We start from the raw sequence: 15,030 nt of genomic DNA, 5'->3' as shown, positions 1-15,030 counted from the left end.
CGGTTCACAAAAAAAGAAAAGCTGCGACCACCCATCGGTGAAAATCGCAGCTTTTTCGTACCAATCATTTTACCTATTAATTAAGCCGTGTGAGCTCCGAAGCCATGCTCTTCGCTTCCTGCTGCCAGCCCTGCGCCAGCGTTTTCACCATCGCGTCGTAGCCGTCATCCTGCTGCTTCAGTTCGATATGGAACGGACGCTTGATGATCTCACCCTGGCGCTTCAGCAACCACTCTCCGCTGACAATTACCTTACCGTCGTAGCGGCCGTGGAAGCCGGTCACGTTCACGCTTAGCGCTTCCTGATCGTTTCCTAACGGCTGAGAAGCAACCACCCAGCCAGGCAGCGCGCTACTGAGGTTACTCACCAGCGTATTACGCAGCTGCTGGTCCAGCGGGCTGGCCCACAGATTACTGGATGCAATGACGTACTGCACATCGGTCGTCTGGTAAACCACCCCGGTACCCGCCAGGAAATCAGGGACCGTAATCTGATCGACCCACAGTAAGTGGCTTCCCGGCTGGCTCACGGCCTGCATAACAGGCTGTGAGCTTTGCGGCAGCTGATAGTACGTCTTGCCGTTATCGCTACTGCTACAGGCGGACAGCGTTAAAACGGCGGCTAGCGTGAGCCACTTTTTCATGGTTGTGCCCTCTTCGGCTGCGGATCCTTTTTATCCTTCGCTTCAAATATCAGCGAATTGCTCTTGTCGTTCAGCGTGCGCAATACCGGCTGCAGCTCACGCAGCACCTGATCAAGACGCTGCATATCCGCCACCATCTTGTTGTAGGCCGCGGAGCCAGGCTGGAAGCCCTGCATGCTGCGGTTCAGCTCGCGAAGCGTTTTCTGCATATCTTCCGGCAGCTGCTGCATAGACTGGCTGGCGGTTATCTTATTCAGGTTATCCAGCGTCTGTTGCAGATGACGCATGGTTTTCTGACTTTCACCCAGCGTGTTCGTCGCCTGTTCCAGCATCGGCGAAATCGGCAGATTGTTGATCTTGTTCAGCGTTTCCAGCAGTTTCTGCTGAATTTGCGCCAGACCGCCGCTCATGGTTGGAATAACCGGATAACCGCTGATGCTCGGAATGTCTGTCACCGTTTTCTCATTCGGATAGAAATCAAGATCGATATACAGCGCCCCGGTGATCAGATTGCCGGTTTTCATTGAGGCACGCAGCCCGCGCTGAATCAACGCCTTCAGGTTCGATGGGATATCCGCCTCATTCCCCACCATATTTTTCAGGCGTTCCGGCTCAATACGAATCAACACCGGAATACGGAAATCATCGTTCAGCTTCTGGCGCATGCTTTCATTAAAGAACGGCACCTGAGCGACGGTACCCAGACGAATGCCCCGGAACTCTACCGGCGCACCCGGCTGCAGGCCGCGAATAGAATCTTTAAAGAACATCAGGTAGTCGATATGATCGGTAAACAGCGAATCCTGAATGCTTTTCTGATCGTCAAACAGCTGGAAGTCGGTGCCGGATTCAACCGGCTTGCCCCACTCCCACCCGTCAGGCACGTCGAAGCTCACGCCGCCGCTAAACAGCGTGGTCAGCGAGCCCATTTCAACACGCATGCCCTGGGAAGACATATCCACGGCAATGCCGCTGTCTTTCCAGAAGCGAACGTTGCTGGTAATCAACCTGTCGTTCGGCGCGGCGATAAACAGCTGGTAGCTGATAGCACGTTTATTGGTATCAAAGGTGCTGGTTTCCACCGAGCCCACGCGGTAGCCGCGGAACAACACCGGGTCTCCAGGGGTGAGCTGACCTGCTTTTTTGCTGTCGAGCGTGATGCGAATACCTTTAGCGTCAGGCGGCGCAAGCGGGGGGGCATCCAGCAAAGCATAGTTTTCCGGCTGCTCGCCTTTGGTGCCAGGCTGCAGCTCAATATAGGCGCCGGACAGCAGCGTCCCAAGTCCGGAAATCCCTTCCCGCCCAACCTGCGGTTTTACCACCCAGAAGACAGAATCTTTATGCAGCAGCTTTTCCATCCCGGAATTGAGCCGGGCCTTAATTTCCACGTGGTGTAAATCATCAGTAAGCTGTGCGCTTTCTACGACACCGACATCCACGCTGCGGCTTTTAATGGTGGTTTTTCCGCCCTCAATTCCTTCGGCATTGGCGGTGATCAGGGTCACTTCCGGCCCCTGATGGCTGTAGTGGTAAAACAGGATCCAGGCGCCAATCAGCGCCGTTACGATGGGAAAGATCCAAACCGGCGACCAGTTTTTTACCTTCTGTACTTTCGCCTCGCCGCTCTTATTTTCCATGCTCGGAAGACTCCTCATCAGTTACATCGTCTGCTCGATCCCAGGACAAGCGAGGGTCAAAGGTCATCGCTGCAAACATCGTCAAAATAACCACAAAAGCAAACATTAATGCCCCCATAGCCGGGTAGATATTCATCAACCCGCCCATACGCACCAGCGCAGAAAGGACGGCAATCACGAACACGTCGATCATTGACCAGCGGCCAACAAATTCGACAACTTCATAAATCAGATGCATACGTTCGCTGTCACGCCTGCCGTGCCCTTTTGCATCCCAGCACAGCCAGGCAATGGCGATCATTTTCAGCGTCGGCACCATAATACTGGCGATGAAAATCACCATCGCCACCGGATAAGATCCCTCGCTCCAGAGCAGGATCACCCCGGCTAAAATCGTGGAGGGATATTTGCTACCCAGCATCTCGGTGACCATGATCGGCAAAATGTTCGCTGGCAGGTAGAGCATGATAGAAGTGATCAGCAGCGCCAGCGTCCACTGCAGGCTGTGTCTGCGGCGCACGTGACCGTGTGTCCCACAGCGCGGGCAAACCAGCGTGTCAGCCTCAACAATTGCCGTACAGCAGGAGCAGGAACGCAGCCCCTGCTTGATACCCGATACGCCAACTTTTAGCGGCTGATGCACCGGCGGCATGGGCGCAATATCGTCCCAAAGCCAGCGTCTGTCGACGCACTGGAAGGCCCTTAGCTGCAAAATACAGAACAGGCACCAGGGTATAAAACTGCTGCCCACGCCAATATCGCCATAGGCCATAAGCTTAACGAAGCTGACCAGGACGCCGGCGAGGAAGATTTCCGCCATGCCCCAGCTTTTCAGCTGGAACAGGACTCGCGCCAGCCAGCGTTTAAGCCCGAAAGGTAGCTTCGCCTGGTTAACTAACAGCAGGATGGTTATCAGGCAGAAGGCCGGCACCGCCTGGACAAAAAGCAGAAAGAAGGTGCCGAGGCTGGCGTAATCCTCAGAAAACATCACGCCGGGGATTTGCATCAGCGTGACTTCGCTGCTGATCCCGGCCACCTTCATATTAATGAAAGGGAACAGGTTGGCCAGCAGCAGCATAAACAGCCCCGCCAAAGCGTAAGCCGTCGGCCGCTGGCGCGGTAAATACCACTGCATGACCAACGGTGTGCCACAGCGCGGGCAGGAGGCTTTGTGGCCGTCCTGCAGCTCCGGCAATGCCACCAGCAAATCACATTGTCGACACAAAATATGCGAGCGATGGTGGTGTGTGGCACACATCGTAACTCTCCTTAGATTACGAGCCGTTTTTCAGCGCTTCGAGATACTCCCAGCGTTCGAATGCCTCTTCCAGAGCCAGCTCCGCTGCGGACATTTCCGCGAGGACTTTCTGGGTCGTATCGTGCGGCTGGTTAAAGAAATCCGCATCGCCGACTTTTGCCTGCAGCACGCCTAAATCGGCCTCAAGCTGCTCAAGTCGTTGAGGCAGCTGCTCCAGTTCGCGCTGCAGGTTATAGCTTAGTTTGCTATTGGCACGTTTAACAGGTTCTGCTTTTTGCGCTTCAACCTTCTCGGATTTAGCCGCAGCCGCCTGGCGTAAAGGCTGGGCGGAACCCTGCTGGCCTTTGGCATCATGGTAGCCGCCGACATAGCGACCGATTTTGCCCTGGCCTTCGAAGATCCAGCATTCGGTGACGGTATTATCGACAAACTGACGGTCGTGGCTAACCAGCATAACCGTGCCCTGGTAGCCATCAATCAGCTCTTCCAGCAGTTCCAGCGTTTCGACGTCCAGGTCGTTGGTTGGTTCATCGAGGATCAGCAGGTTGCTAGGTTTTAAGAATAAACGGGCCAGCAGCAGGCGGTTTCTTTCCCCACCGGAAAGCGCACGCACCGGGGTCATGGCGCGTTTTGGATGGAACAGGAAGTCCTGCAGGTAGCCCAGCACGTGGCGCGGCTTGCCGTTTACCATCACTTCCTGCTTCCCTTCAGCCAGGTTATCCATCACCGTGCGGTCAGGATCCAACTCGGCGCGGTGCTGATCGAAGTAGGCCACTTCCAGCTTGGTACCGCAGTGCACGCGGCCGCTGTCGGCCTGTAGCTGGCTAAGCATCAGCTTAAGCAGCGTGGTTTTACCGCAGCCATTCGCCCCCACCAGCGCGATTTTATCGCCACGCTGAACCTGAGCGGAGAAATCACGCACCAGCGTTTTGCCGGCAACCTGGTAATTAACGTCTTCCATCTCGAAGACGATTTTGCCGGAGCGGCTCGCCTCTTCGACCTGCATTTTCGCGCTGCCCATCACTTCGCGGCGTTCACCGCGCTCGCGGCGCATCGCTTTCAGGGCACGAACGCGCCCTTCGTTACGGGTTCGACGCGCTTTGATGCCCTGGCGGATCCACACTTCTTCCTGCGCCAGCTTGCGGTCAAACTCGGCGTTCTGTAGCTCTTCCACGCGCAGGGCTTCTTCTTTCGCCAGCAGATACTGATCGTAATCGCCCGGGTAAGACACCAGCTTGCCGCGATCCAGGTCGACAATACGGGTCGCCATATTGCGAATAAAGGAACGGTCGTGGGAGATAAAGATAATGCTGCCCTGGAACTCCTTCAGGAAGCCTTCCAGCCAGTCGATGGTTTCGATATCCAGGTGGTTAGTCGGTTCATCAAGCAGCAGCACGCGCGGGGAGCTGACCAGCGCGCGGCCCAGCGCCGCTTTACGCAGCCAGCCGCCGGACAGCGCGGAAAGCTCGGTATCCGCTTCCAGGCCAAGCTGCTCAAGCACTTCATTAATGCGGCTGTCCAGCTGCCACAGTCCCTGATGATCGAGGATCTCCTGAATGCGCGCCATCTCGTTGAGATTTTTGTCGCTCGGATCGGTCATCACTTTATGGGAGATATCGTGATAAGCCTTCAGGTACTCAGCCTGCTCTTCCACGCCTTCAGCCACAAAGTCATACACCGTGCCCGCAACGTTACGCGGCGGATCCTGCTGCAAACGTGCCACGATCAGATCCTGTTCATACACCATGCGGCCATCGTCCAGCGGCAGCTCACGGTTGAGGATCTTCATCAGCGTTGATTTGCCCGCGCCGTTGCGGCCGACCAGACAGACGCGTTCGTTTTCTTCAATGTGTAATTCAGTGTTATCTAACAGCGGCGCGTCGCTAAACGACAGCCAGGCACCGTGCATACTAATTAATGACATGACTATTAATCCCGGGATTCGTGAGTGACTAACCAGCAGTTATGGATCTGGCGGTTGCGCGCAAAGTCCTGCGACTGCGTTTTTTGTGTGATTTCCTGTGCAACCAGGCCAAGCTCCACCAGGCCGGCGAAGTCCATTTTGAAGCCACGTTTATTGTTGGAGAACATAATGGTGCCACCGCGACGCAGCAGGCGTTTCAGATCCTTCATCAGCGCAATATGGTCACGCTGCACGTCGAAAGAATCTTCCATACGCTTGGAGTTGGAGAACGTCGGCGGGTCAATAAAGATCAGGTCGAACTGTTCGTCGCTGTCGCGCAGCCAGCCAAGGCAATCAGCCTGGACCAGGCGATGTGCTCGACCGGTTAGGCCGTTCAGGCGCAGGTTACGCTCCGCCCACTCGAGATAGGTACGCGACATATCCACCGTGGTGGTGCTTTTCGCCCCGCCGAGACCCGCATGTACCGTTGCGCTGCCGGTATAAGCGAACAGGTTCAGGAAGTCTTTCCCTTTACTCATCTGGCCCAGCATACGGCGAGCGATGCGGTGGTCAAGGAACAGGCCGGTATCCAGGTAGTCGGTGAGGTTAACCCACAGGCGCGCGTCAAATTCGCTGACTTCCATGAAATCGCCCTTCTCGCCCATCTTCTGGTACTGACTTTTCCCTTTCTGACGCTCGCGGGTTTTTAGCACCAGCTTGTTGGTTGGCAGCTCAAGTACCGCAAGCGTTGCCGCGATGACGTCAAACAGGCGCTGGCGGGCTTTATTCGGATCGATGGTTTTCGGGGGCGCATATTCCTGCACCACGACCCAGTCGCCGTAGCGGTCAACCGCAACGTTGTAGTCCGGCAGGTCGCCGTCGTACAGGCGATAGCATTCAATCCCCTCCTGACGGGCCCACTTATCAAGCTTTTTGACGTTTTTACGCAGGCGGTTGGCATAATCTTCAGCAATCTGACCGCTGGCTGCGGCAACACCGGCAGGGCTAACCGCCAGCTGATAGTTTTTCTGCACGCAGTCCAGCGGGCCGTTTTTCGCTTTAAACTGGCGATCGGCGCGCAGCTGCAGACAGCTCAGCAGCTCAGGGGAGGCGCTGAACAGCGACAGATTCCAGCCGCCGAACTGATTTTTCAGATGGCGACCCAGCAGGCTGTGCAGGGCAATCAGAGCAGGCTCGCTTTCCAGACGCTCACCGTAAGGTGGGTTACTGACCACCGTACCCGCAGGGCCTTCCGGCAGCGGGTTAGTCAGCTTAGCGACGTCCTTAACGTCAAAACTGATCACCTCGCCAAGACCTGCGCGACGGGCGTTGGCGCGGGCGCGTTCAATGACGCGGCTGTCGTTATCTGAACCATAGAAGCGAGACGGATATTCAGTCAGGCCACGGCGAGCGCGAACCTGTGCCTCGGTCACCACCTCTTTCCAGACGTCGGCATCATGCTTCGCCCAGTTCAGGAAGCCCCAATGCTTACGATGCAGGCCCGGCGCACGATCGGTAGCGATCATCGCACCTTCAATCAGCAGCGTACCGGAACCGCACATCGGATCCAGCAGCGGCGTACCGTGCTGCCAGCCGGAACGCATCACGATGGCCGCAGCCAGGGTTTCTTTAATAGGCGCAGCACCGGTTGCATCGCGGTAGCCTCGCTGATGCAGACCTTCACCGCTGAGATCCAGCGCAATGCTGGCGGTATCTTTGTTCAGCCAGACGTTAATGCGCAGATCGGGCTGTTCGCGATCGACATCCGGGCGCGGCAGATTTTTGCGGGTAAAGGAGTCAACAATGGCATCCTTTACCTTCAGCGCGCCGTACTGGCTGTTGCGGATGGTTTCATTCAGACCGCTGAAGTGGACGGCAAACGTTGCGCCCGGCCCGAACAGCGCAGGCCAGTCGATAGCCATCACGCCAAGGTAAAGGTCGAGATCGCTGTAAACTTTGCATTCGCTGAGCGGCAGCAAAATGCGCGAAGCCAGGCGGCTCCACATCAGGCTTTGATAGAGTAGACGAGTATCCCCCTGGAAATGTACGCCGCCCTGAACCACCTGGCAGCCCTGGGCCCCCAAGTTTTCTAGTTCAGTTTTTAACAGCTCTTCAAGCCCACGCGCCGTACTGGCAAACAGAGAATTCATATCGTCACTTATCAGGTAAAAAGAAAATTGTGGCGCATTATAGCTAATCCGCAACGCATGTCATAAAGTTGCCCTCTTAATTTATTTCCCACGGAGGGCGCCGTGATTACTTTGTCTCAACTCTTTATTCACCCGGTAAAATCGATGCGCGGTTTGGCGCTCTCCCACGCGCAGGTAACCACCTGCGGGCTGGCCTTCGATCGCATCTTTATGATTACCGAACTGGATGGCACCTTTATTACCGCCCGCCAGCACCCACAGATGGTTTTGTTCACCCCGGCGTTTCTGCATGACGGCCTTTATCTATCAGCCCCGGACGGCAGCTCGGCCAGCATTCGCTTTGCTGATTTTGCCGAGGCGCCTGCGCCAACTGAAGTCTGGGGTTCGCACTTTACCGCGCTTATTGCCCCTGACGAAATTAACCAGTGGCTAAGCGGTTTCTTCTCCCGCCCGGTGCAGCTTCGCTGGGTTGGTGAGGAGCCTACCCGCCGGGTGAAGCGTCACGAAGAGGTACCGCTCTCGTTTGCCGACGGCTTCCCTTATTTGCTGACCAATGAAGCCTCGCTGCGCGACCTGCAAAACCGCTGCCCGGCCAGCGTCAAAATGACCCAGTTCCGCCCCAATATGGTGGTCACCGGGGTACCCGCATGGGCAGAAGACACCTGGAAAGTGGTGCGTATCGGCGGCGTCACCTTCGACGTCGTCAAGCCCTGCAGCCGCTGTATCTTTACCACCGTAAGCCCGGAACGTGGCCTGAAACACCCAAGCGGCGAACCGTTGAAAACGCTGCAGGGTTTCCGTACGGCACAAGATAACAGCGGTGCAGTAGACTTCGGGCAGAACTTAATTGCCCGTAACAGCGGGGTTATCCGCGTGGGCGATGAGCTGGAAGTGCTGGCCCACAAACCGGCCAATGTTTATGGCCCGGGTGAAGTGGTCGAAAGCCTCGAGCCGCAAAGCCAGCCTGAAAGCAGCGTTAATATCGACTGGGAAGGCACCACGTTCCAGGGTAATAACCAGCAAATTCTGCTGGAGCAGCTGGAAAACAAAGGGATCCGCGTCCCCTATTCTTGCCGGGCCGGAATTTGCGGAAGCTGTCGAATTCGTTTGCTGGACGGCGAAGTGAAGGCGTTAAAGAAAGGTGCGATTGGCGCCGATGGCACAATTTTGTGCTGCAGCTGTGTTCCTGCCGGAAACGTGAGCGTCGCGCCGCGTTAAACGGCCTGATCCAGGCTGAGGCCGCTGCTCAAAGGCTGCGGTTTCAGTCGGTCATTCATGACTTTGATAGCATCACCCAGCTGCATAGTGCGGCCGGCTAACGTGAGCCCCTGCTGAGCGAGCAGGCAAAGCGCGGCATTATCACCGGTTTCTACCACCAGCAGGTTCACCTGCTGCATATTCTCGCTTAGCCACACGCAGGCCCCGTCCCCGATCCCCGGCTGCCAACAGTCACCGTGAGAGACAAAATGCCAGCTTTTCGGCATCTGTGGTTTCAGGAAACGAATCGCCACCAGGGCGTTGAGCACCAGTTCAGCACGTTGCTCGTTACCCAACGGTAAATCACGGCATTTTTCTTCAAAGGAGAAATAGAGCGCCGCGTCATCGACACAAAAGCCTGAATTTTCAAAGGCATCCGGGGTCAGCATTTTGCGCGGAAAGCGCGAACGGAATAGCATGCCATTGGCCAAATCGAGCATCATTCGATCGTGCTCTTCATCGAAATACCAACGCCAGTTATCGTCCGGTTTTATCCGCATAATGCTTACCCTTCATTTATCCCGCTGCTGAATTGCCACTCAAATTCATACCATATTAATAAAAGACCAATATGTTTAAATAAGCAACAGTAGCGGAATATAAAACAACCAGAGCCGAAAATAAAGCCCTGGTTGTTTGCAAAGCGTAAATGATCAGAGATGAGTAACGATTTCTTTAATCAACGGCGGGCCTTTAAAAATGAAGCCGGAGTATATTTGAACCAGTGAAGCTCCCGCCGCGATCTTCTCGCGAGCAGCGATAACTGAATCAATACCGCCGACGCCGATAATCGGTAGTCGACCATTTAATTCCTGAGACAAGCGACGAATAATTTCCGTGCTTTTTAATTGTACCGGGCGACCGCTTAAGCCACCGGTTTCGTCGCAGTGCTTCATCCCCTGGACAAGACTACGGTCTAAGGTGGTATTGGTTGCAATCACCCCATCAATATTATGGCGAACTAAACTGTCCGCAACCTGGATCAATTCTTCCTCAGAAAGATCCGGCGCGATCTTCACCGCCACAGGAACATATTTATGGTGGATAGCTTGCAGCGCCTGCTGTTTATTTTTAATGGCGCTTAAAAGATCGTCCAGCGCTTCACCATATTGCAACGAACGTAATCCTGGGGTATTTGGTGACGAAATATTGATCGCAATGTAGCCAGCATACGGATAAATCTTATCCATGCAGATCAAATAATCATCTTTACCCTGCTCAACGGGGGTATCTTTATTCTTGCCGATATTAATCCCGAGCACGCCGTCGAAATGCGCTTTTTTGACGTTTTCAACCAGGTTATCCACCCCGAGATTATTAAACCCCATTCGGTTGATCAGCCCTTCGGCCTCCACCAGGCGGAAGATGCGCGGTTTATCGTTCCCCGGCTGCGGACGCGGCGTCACGGTGCCAATCTCAATGGAGCCAAAGCCCATCGCCCCGAAGGCATCAATGCATTCCCCGTTTTTATCCAGACCCGCGGCTAAGCCCAGCGGGTTCTTGAACGTTAACCCCATGCAGGTCACCGGTTTTGACGGCACGTTCTGACGAACCAGCCACTCAAGCGGCGTACCGGTGACAAAACGTAACTGCTGAAAAGTTAACTCATGCGCGCGCTCTGGATCGAGCTGAAAAAGGGCTTTACGAACGAAGGGGTAGTACATGAACTCTCCTGGATTCCCGGTGTGCAGACCGGGGCGCTATTATTCACGATCCAGGGGATGATTGGAATTGACCTGTCGCAAAAAAGCCTGAATAGAGGCAAACGTTTTCTTTCCCAACGCGCAATATGCGCTTTTTCGCAAATCTATCCTGGAAAAATCACTTAGCCACGGAAATCATCTCTGCGAGTATCACGCTAATTGTTATCAATGTTAGATAAAAGCAAACAATTAGTTATAAGGAGTCGTGATGCGTGTGATTACCCTGGCCGGAAGCCCTCGCTACCCGTCCCGTTCCAGCTCGCTGCTGGAGTATGCGCGGGAGAAGCTGAGCGCCCTGGATGTTGAAGTCTATCACTGGCACTTACAGAACTTCGCGCCGGAAGATCTGCTCTACGCCCGGTTCGATAGCCCGGCGCTGCTGGCGCTCACCGAACAGCTCAGTACCGCCGACGGCCTGATTATCGCCACGCCGGTCTATAAAGCCTCGTTTTCAGGTGCGCTAAAAACGCTGCTCGATTTGCTCCCCGAACGAGCCCTGGAAAAAAAGGTCGTCCTGCCGCTCGCAACAGGCGGTACCGTTGCCCATATGCTCGCCGTGGACTACGCCCTTAAGCCCGTATTAAACGCGCTGAAAGCGCAGGAAATCCTGCACGGCGTGTTTGCCGACGACGGCCAGGTAACCGATTACCAGCACAAACCGCAGTTCACGCCAAACCTGCAAAAACGTCTTGATGAATCGCTGGAAACCTTCTGGCAGGCGCTTCATCGCCGCGACTTTGCCGTGCCGTCCCCGTTTAACGTTCGAGGGGTGAGCCATGTTTAACCTGCTCAAACGTCGTTCTCCGTGGCTGGCGTTTGCTGGCCTGCTCGCCTTTTCAACTTACAGCAACGCCTCGGACAGCGGCCCGGAGCAGCTGCGCATTGGTTACCAAAAAGGCTCCGTCAGTATGGTGTTAGCCAAAAGCCACCAGCTACTGGAGAAGCAATACCCGAATACCAAAGTCTCGTGGGTTGAATTTCCCGCCGGGCCGCAGATGCTGGAGGCGCTGAACGTCGGCAGTATTGACCTGGGCAGCACCGGTGATATTCCGCCGATCTTCGCGCAGGCCGCTGGTGCAGACCTGCTCTACGTGGGGGCCGAGCCGCCCAAGCCGAAAGCAGAGGTGATCCTGGTGCCGGAGAATAGTCCGCTGAAAACGGTGGCGGATTTAAAAGGCCATAAAATTGCCTTTCAGAAAGGCTCCAGCTCACACAATCTGGTGCTGCGCGCGCTACAAAAGGCCGGACTGAACTTTTCCGATATTCAGCCCGCTTACCTGACTCCCGCCGATGCGCGGGCCGCTTTCCAGCAGGGTAACGTAGACGCCTGGGCTATCTGGGATCCGTACTATTCGGCCGCGCTGCTGAACGGCGGGGTGCGCGTCTTAACGGACGGCAGCGAACTGAATCAAACCGGATCGTTTTATTTAGCCTCCCGCCCTTACGCAGAAGCGAACGGCACATTTCTTCAACAGGTACTGAAAACCTTTAGCGATGCCGACGCGCTGACCCGCACGCAGCGGGCGGAAAGCGTAACACTTCTCGCCAAAACGATGGGCCTGCCTGAAGCGGTGATCGCCACTTACTTTGACCATCGCCCTCCTTCAGAAATTACCCCGGTTAGCGAGGCTACCGCAGGCAAACAGCAAAATACCGCTGACCTGTTTTATGAAAACCGCCTCGTGCCGAAGAAGGTCGATATTCGTACCCGCATCTGGCAGCCCACCGCCGCGACACAAGGAGCTAAGTCATGAGTCTGAATCTGTTCTGGTTTTTACCCACCCACGGAGATGGTCACTATCTTGGCAGCGATACGGGCGCGCGTCCGGTCGACTATGGCTATCTGCAGCAAATTGCCCAGGCCGCCGACCGAATAGGATTCACCGGCGTGCTGATTCCGACCGGCCGCTCTTGCGAGGATGCCTGGCTGGTGGCCGCCTCAATGATTCCGGTCACTCAACGGCTTAAGTTCCTGGTCGCGCTACGCCCGAGCGTTGTATCCCCTACTCTTGCCGCTCGCCAGGCCGCCACGCTTGACCGCCTTTCCAACGGGCGGGCATTGTTCAACCTGGTGACCGGCGGCGACGCCGAGGAACTGGCTGCGGAAGGCGTATTTCTCGACCATGAAGAACGCTATGAGGCTTCGGCGGAATTTACCCGCATCTGGCGGCGCGTGCTGGAGGGCGAAACCGTCGACTACGATGGCAAACACATAAAAGTAAAAGGCGCGAAGCTGCTTTATCCTCCGGTGCAGCAGCCTCGCCCGCCGCTTTATTTTGGCGGGTCCTCCGACGCCGCTCAGGATCTGGCCGCCGAGCAGGTTGACCTTTACCTGACCTGGGGCGAACCGCCGCAGCTGGTGAAAGAGAAAATAGATCAGGTTCGGGCGAAAGCGGCAGCTCAGGGGCGTGAAGTCCGCTTTGGTATCCGCCTGCACGTCATCGTGCGGGAAACTAACGAAGAAGCCTGGCAGGCTGCAAACCGACTGATTTCACATCTTGATGACCTGACTATCGCCAAAGCGCAGGCAGCATTCGCCCGCAGCGACTCTGTTGGCCAGCACCGGATGGCCGCCCTGCACGGCGGTAAGCGAGACAGGCTGGAAATCAGCCCGAACCTGTGGGCAGGCGTAGGACTGGTTCGCGGCGGCGCAGGCACCGCGCTGGTGGGCGACGGGCCGACCGTCGCAGCCCGTATTAATGAATACGCCGACCTGGGTATCGACAGTTTTATTCTTTCCGGCTATCCGCACCTGGAAGAAGCCTACCGCGCGGGCGAACTGCTGTTCCCTCACCTTGACGTCGCGATCCCTGAAATTCCTCAGCCACGACAGGTGCAAGAGAAAGGAGAAGTTGTCGCCAACGACTTTATCCCGCGTAAAGTGGCGCAAAGCTAGGGAGGCACCATGCAAGCGGCCGTTCACAAAGTCTTACTGCGCCTGGCGCCCTGGGCGCTGCCGGTGGCTATCGTCCTTCTCTGGCAATTAGCTTCATCTGCAGGCTGGCTTTCCACGCGCATTTTGCCCTCTCCCGAGGGCGTAGTGCTGGCATTCTGGAGCCTCTCGGCCAGCGGTGAACTCTGGCAACATCTGGCTATCAGCTCCTGGCGAGCAGTGATTGGGTTCAGCATCGGCGGATCGCTGGGCCTGATCTTAGGCCTGATTAGCGGCCTGTCTCGCTGGGGAGAGCGCCTGCTGGACAGCTCTATTCAGATGCTGCGCAACGTTCCGCACCTGGCGCTGATCCCGCTGGTTATCCTGTGGTTTGGCATCGACGAAACCGCCAAAATCTTTTTAGTCGCGCTCGGTACGCTGTTCCCAATTTATATCAATACCTGGCACGGCATCCGCAATATCGATCGCGGGCTGCTGGAAATGGCCCGCAGCTACGGCCTCTCCGGGTTTAGCCTGTTTGTGCACGTCATTCTGCCGGGTGCGCTGCCGTCCATTATGGTCGGCGTGCGATTCGCCTTAGGCCTGATGTGGCTGACGCTTATTGTCGCCGAGACGATCTCGGCAAATTCAGGGATTGGCTACCTGGCGATGAATGCCAGGGAATTCCTGCAAACCGACGTGGTGGTGGTAGCTATCGTGCTGTATGCGCTGTTGGGCAAACTCGCCGACGTCAGCGCCCGCCTGCTGGAACGCGTCTGGTTACGCTGGCATCCGGCTTATCAGTTAAAGGAGGAGACAATATGACAACTGCACGCCTGAACCAGGGAACCCCGTTGTGGCTGAATAGAGTGAGTAAACGCTACGGCGATAAAACCATTCTTAATCAACTTAACCTGCGTATTCCCGCCGGGCAGTTCGTGGCGGTGGTCGGCCGCAGCGGCGGCGGTAAAAGTACGCTGCTGCGCCTGCTTGCCGGGCTGGAAACGCCCAATCACGGAGCGCTTTTCGCAGGTAATACTCCGCTAAGGGACAGCCAGGAAGATACGCGGCTGATGTTCCAGGACGACAGGCTGCTGCCCTGGAAAACGGTGATAGACAACGTCGGGCTGGGGCTGAAAAACAACTGGCGAGAGGCGGCGCTCAAGGCGCTTACCGCCGTTGGTCTTGAAAATCGAGCCAGCGAGTGGCCGGCCGCCCTTTCCGGCGGGCAAAAGCAGCGGGTCGCGCTGGCAAGGGCGCTCATCCATCGCCCACGCCTGTTGTTACTCGACGAACCGCTTGGCGCGCTGGATGCCCTGACGCGTATTGAGATGCAGGAGCTGATTGTTTCGTTGTGGCAGGAGCATGGCTTCACGGTACTTTTGGTGACGCATGACGTCAGCGAGGCGGTTGCGATGGCCGATCGCGTGCTGCTCATAGAAGAAGGGAAAATTGGCCTGGATCTCACGGTCGATTTACCGCGTCCGCGCCGCCTGGGATCGGTGAAGCTGGCCGAACTGGAGGCCGAAGTGCTTGCCAGAGTGATGAAACGAGGTGTACAAGAACCGGCGCGCGCGGTGCGCACCGGCTGAGTTTATACCCTATCC

At 56.1% G+C, this 15,030-nt stretch carries 13 protein-coding genes; 6 read left to right on the top strand and 7 right to left on the bottom strand.

Features of this window, described 5'->3' with window-relative positions; genetic code table 11:
• Window positions 1–76: 76 nt before the first annotated feature.
• From pqiC to rlmKL, 5 genes are read right to left on the bottom strand one after another with little or no spacing between them, the layout of a single operon-like run.
• Window positions 77–643 (bottom strand): membrane integrity-associated transporter subunit PqiC, encoded by a 567-nt coding sequence (gene pqiC / locus VGM55_RS01355; protein ID WP_331634343.1) that lies wholly within the window; start codon window positions 641–643, stop codon window positions 77–79.
• Window positions 640–2,280: an intermembrane transport protein PqiB gene (pqiB, locus tag VGM55_RS01350; protein ID WP_154184964.1), complete on the bottom strand. Its 1,641-nt coding sequence runs from the start codon at window positions 2,278–2,280 to the stop codon at window positions 640–642. Before pqiB ends, pqiC begins: the two co-directional genes overlap by 4 nt.
• Window positions 2,270–3,538, bottom strand: coding sequence for a membrane integrity-associated transporter subunit PqiA (gene pqiA, locus VGM55_RS01345; protein WP_331634342.1), 1,269 nt, complete (start codon window positions 3,536–3,538; stop codon window positions 2,270–2,272). Before pqiA ends, pqiB begins: the two co-directional genes overlap by 11 nt.
• A 16-nt stretch (window positions 3,539–3,554) precedes the next feature.
• The gene (locus tag VGM55_RS01340) at window positions 3,555–5,462 is read right to left on the bottom strand and encodes an ABC transporter ATP-binding protein (RefSeq protein WP_154184966.1); all 1,908 of its coding nucleotides are present in this window, start codon (window positions 5,460–5,462) and stop codon (window positions 3,555–3,557) included.
• Window positions 5,463–5,467: 5 nt separating this feature from the next.
• A complete protein-coding gene (gene rlmKL / locus VGM55_RS01335; RefSeq protein ID WP_331634341.1) occupies window positions 5,468–7,591 on the bottom strand; it encodes a bifunctional 23S rRNA (guanine(2069)-N(7))-methyltransferase RlmK/23S rRNA (guanine(2445)-N(2))-methyltransferase RlmL in 2,124 nt (707 codons plus the stop codon).
• Window positions 7,592–7,693: 102 nt separating this feature from the next.
• Between rlmKL and VGM55_RS01330 the strand changes: the two genes are divergently transcribed.
• Window positions 7,694–8,809, top strand: coding sequence for a YcbX family protein (locus VGM55_RS01330; protein WP_331634340.1), 1,116 nt, complete (start codon window positions 7,694–7,696; stop codon window positions 8,807–8,809).
• On the opposite strand, the gene zapC is transcribed toward VGM55_RS01330, so the two are convergent.
• Together zapC and pyrD are read right to left on the bottom strand one after the other, a co-directional pair.
• Entirely contained in the window at window positions 8,806–9,348 is a 543-nt protein-coding gene (gene zapC / locus VGM55_RS01325; RefSeq protein WP_154184968.1) for a cell division protein ZapC, read from the bottom strand. The genes VGM55_RS01330 and zapC overlap by 4 nt on opposite strands.
• 153 nt (window positions 9,349–9,501) lie before the next feature.
• Window positions 9,502–10,512 carry a quinone-dependent dihydroorotate dehydrogenase gene (pyrD, locus tag VGM55_RS01320; protein ID WP_154184969.1) on the bottom strand — a complete coding sequence of 337 codons (1,011 nt, stop codon included), beginning with the start codon at window positions 10,510–10,512 and terminating at the stop codon, window positions 9,502–9,504.
• 247 nt (window positions 10,513–10,759) lie between these two features.
• Between pyrD and ssuE the strand changes: the two genes are divergently transcribed.
• From ssuE to ssuB, 5 genes are read left to right on the top strand one after another with little or no spacing between them, the layout of a single operon-like run.
• Window positions 10,760–11,335: an NADPH-dependent FMN reductase gene (gene ssuE / locus VGM55_RS01315; RefSeq protein WP_154184970.1), complete on the top strand. Its 576-nt coding sequence runs from the start codon at window positions 10,760–10,762 to the stop codon at window positions 11,333–11,335.
• Complete coding sequence (locus VGM55_RS01310; RefSeq protein ID WP_154184971.1) at window positions 11,328–12,305, top strand: sulfonate ABC transporter substrate-binding protein; 978 nt, start codon at window positions 11,328–11,330, stop codon at window positions 12,303–12,305. Before ssuE ends, VGM55_RS01310 begins: the two co-directional genes overlap by 8 nt.
• Window positions 12,302–13,447: an FMNH2-dependent alkanesulfonate monooxygenase gene (gene ssuD, locus VGM55_RS01305; protein WP_331634339.1), complete on the top strand. Its 1,146-nt coding sequence runs from the start codon at window positions 12,302–12,304 to the stop codon at window positions 13,445–13,447. Before VGM55_RS01310 ends, ssuD begins: the two co-directional genes overlap by 4 nt.
• A gap of 9 nt (window positions 13,448–13,456) precedes the next feature.
• Entirely contained in the window at window positions 13,457–14,248 is a 792-nt protein-coding gene (ssuC, locus tag VGM55_RS01300; RefSeq protein WP_154184973.1) for an aliphatic sulfonate ABC transporter permease SsuC, read from the top strand.
• Entirely contained in the window at window positions 14,245–15,015 is a 771-nt protein-coding gene (gene ssuB / locus VGM55_RS01295) for an aliphatic sulfonates ABC transporter ATP-binding protein (RefSeq protein WP_154184974.1), read from the top strand. Before ssuC ends, ssuB begins: the two co-directional genes overlap by 4 nt.
• Window positions 15,016–15,030: the final 15 nt, after the last annotated feature.

This window comes from Cedecea sp., assembly GCF_036500665.1.
In the GTDB taxonomy this organism is placed as follows: domain Bacteria; phylum Pseudomonadota; class Gammaproteobacteria; order Enterobacterales; family Enterobacteriaceae; genus Cedecea.
This window is presented reverse-complemented; position numbering and strand designations above follow the sequence as displayed.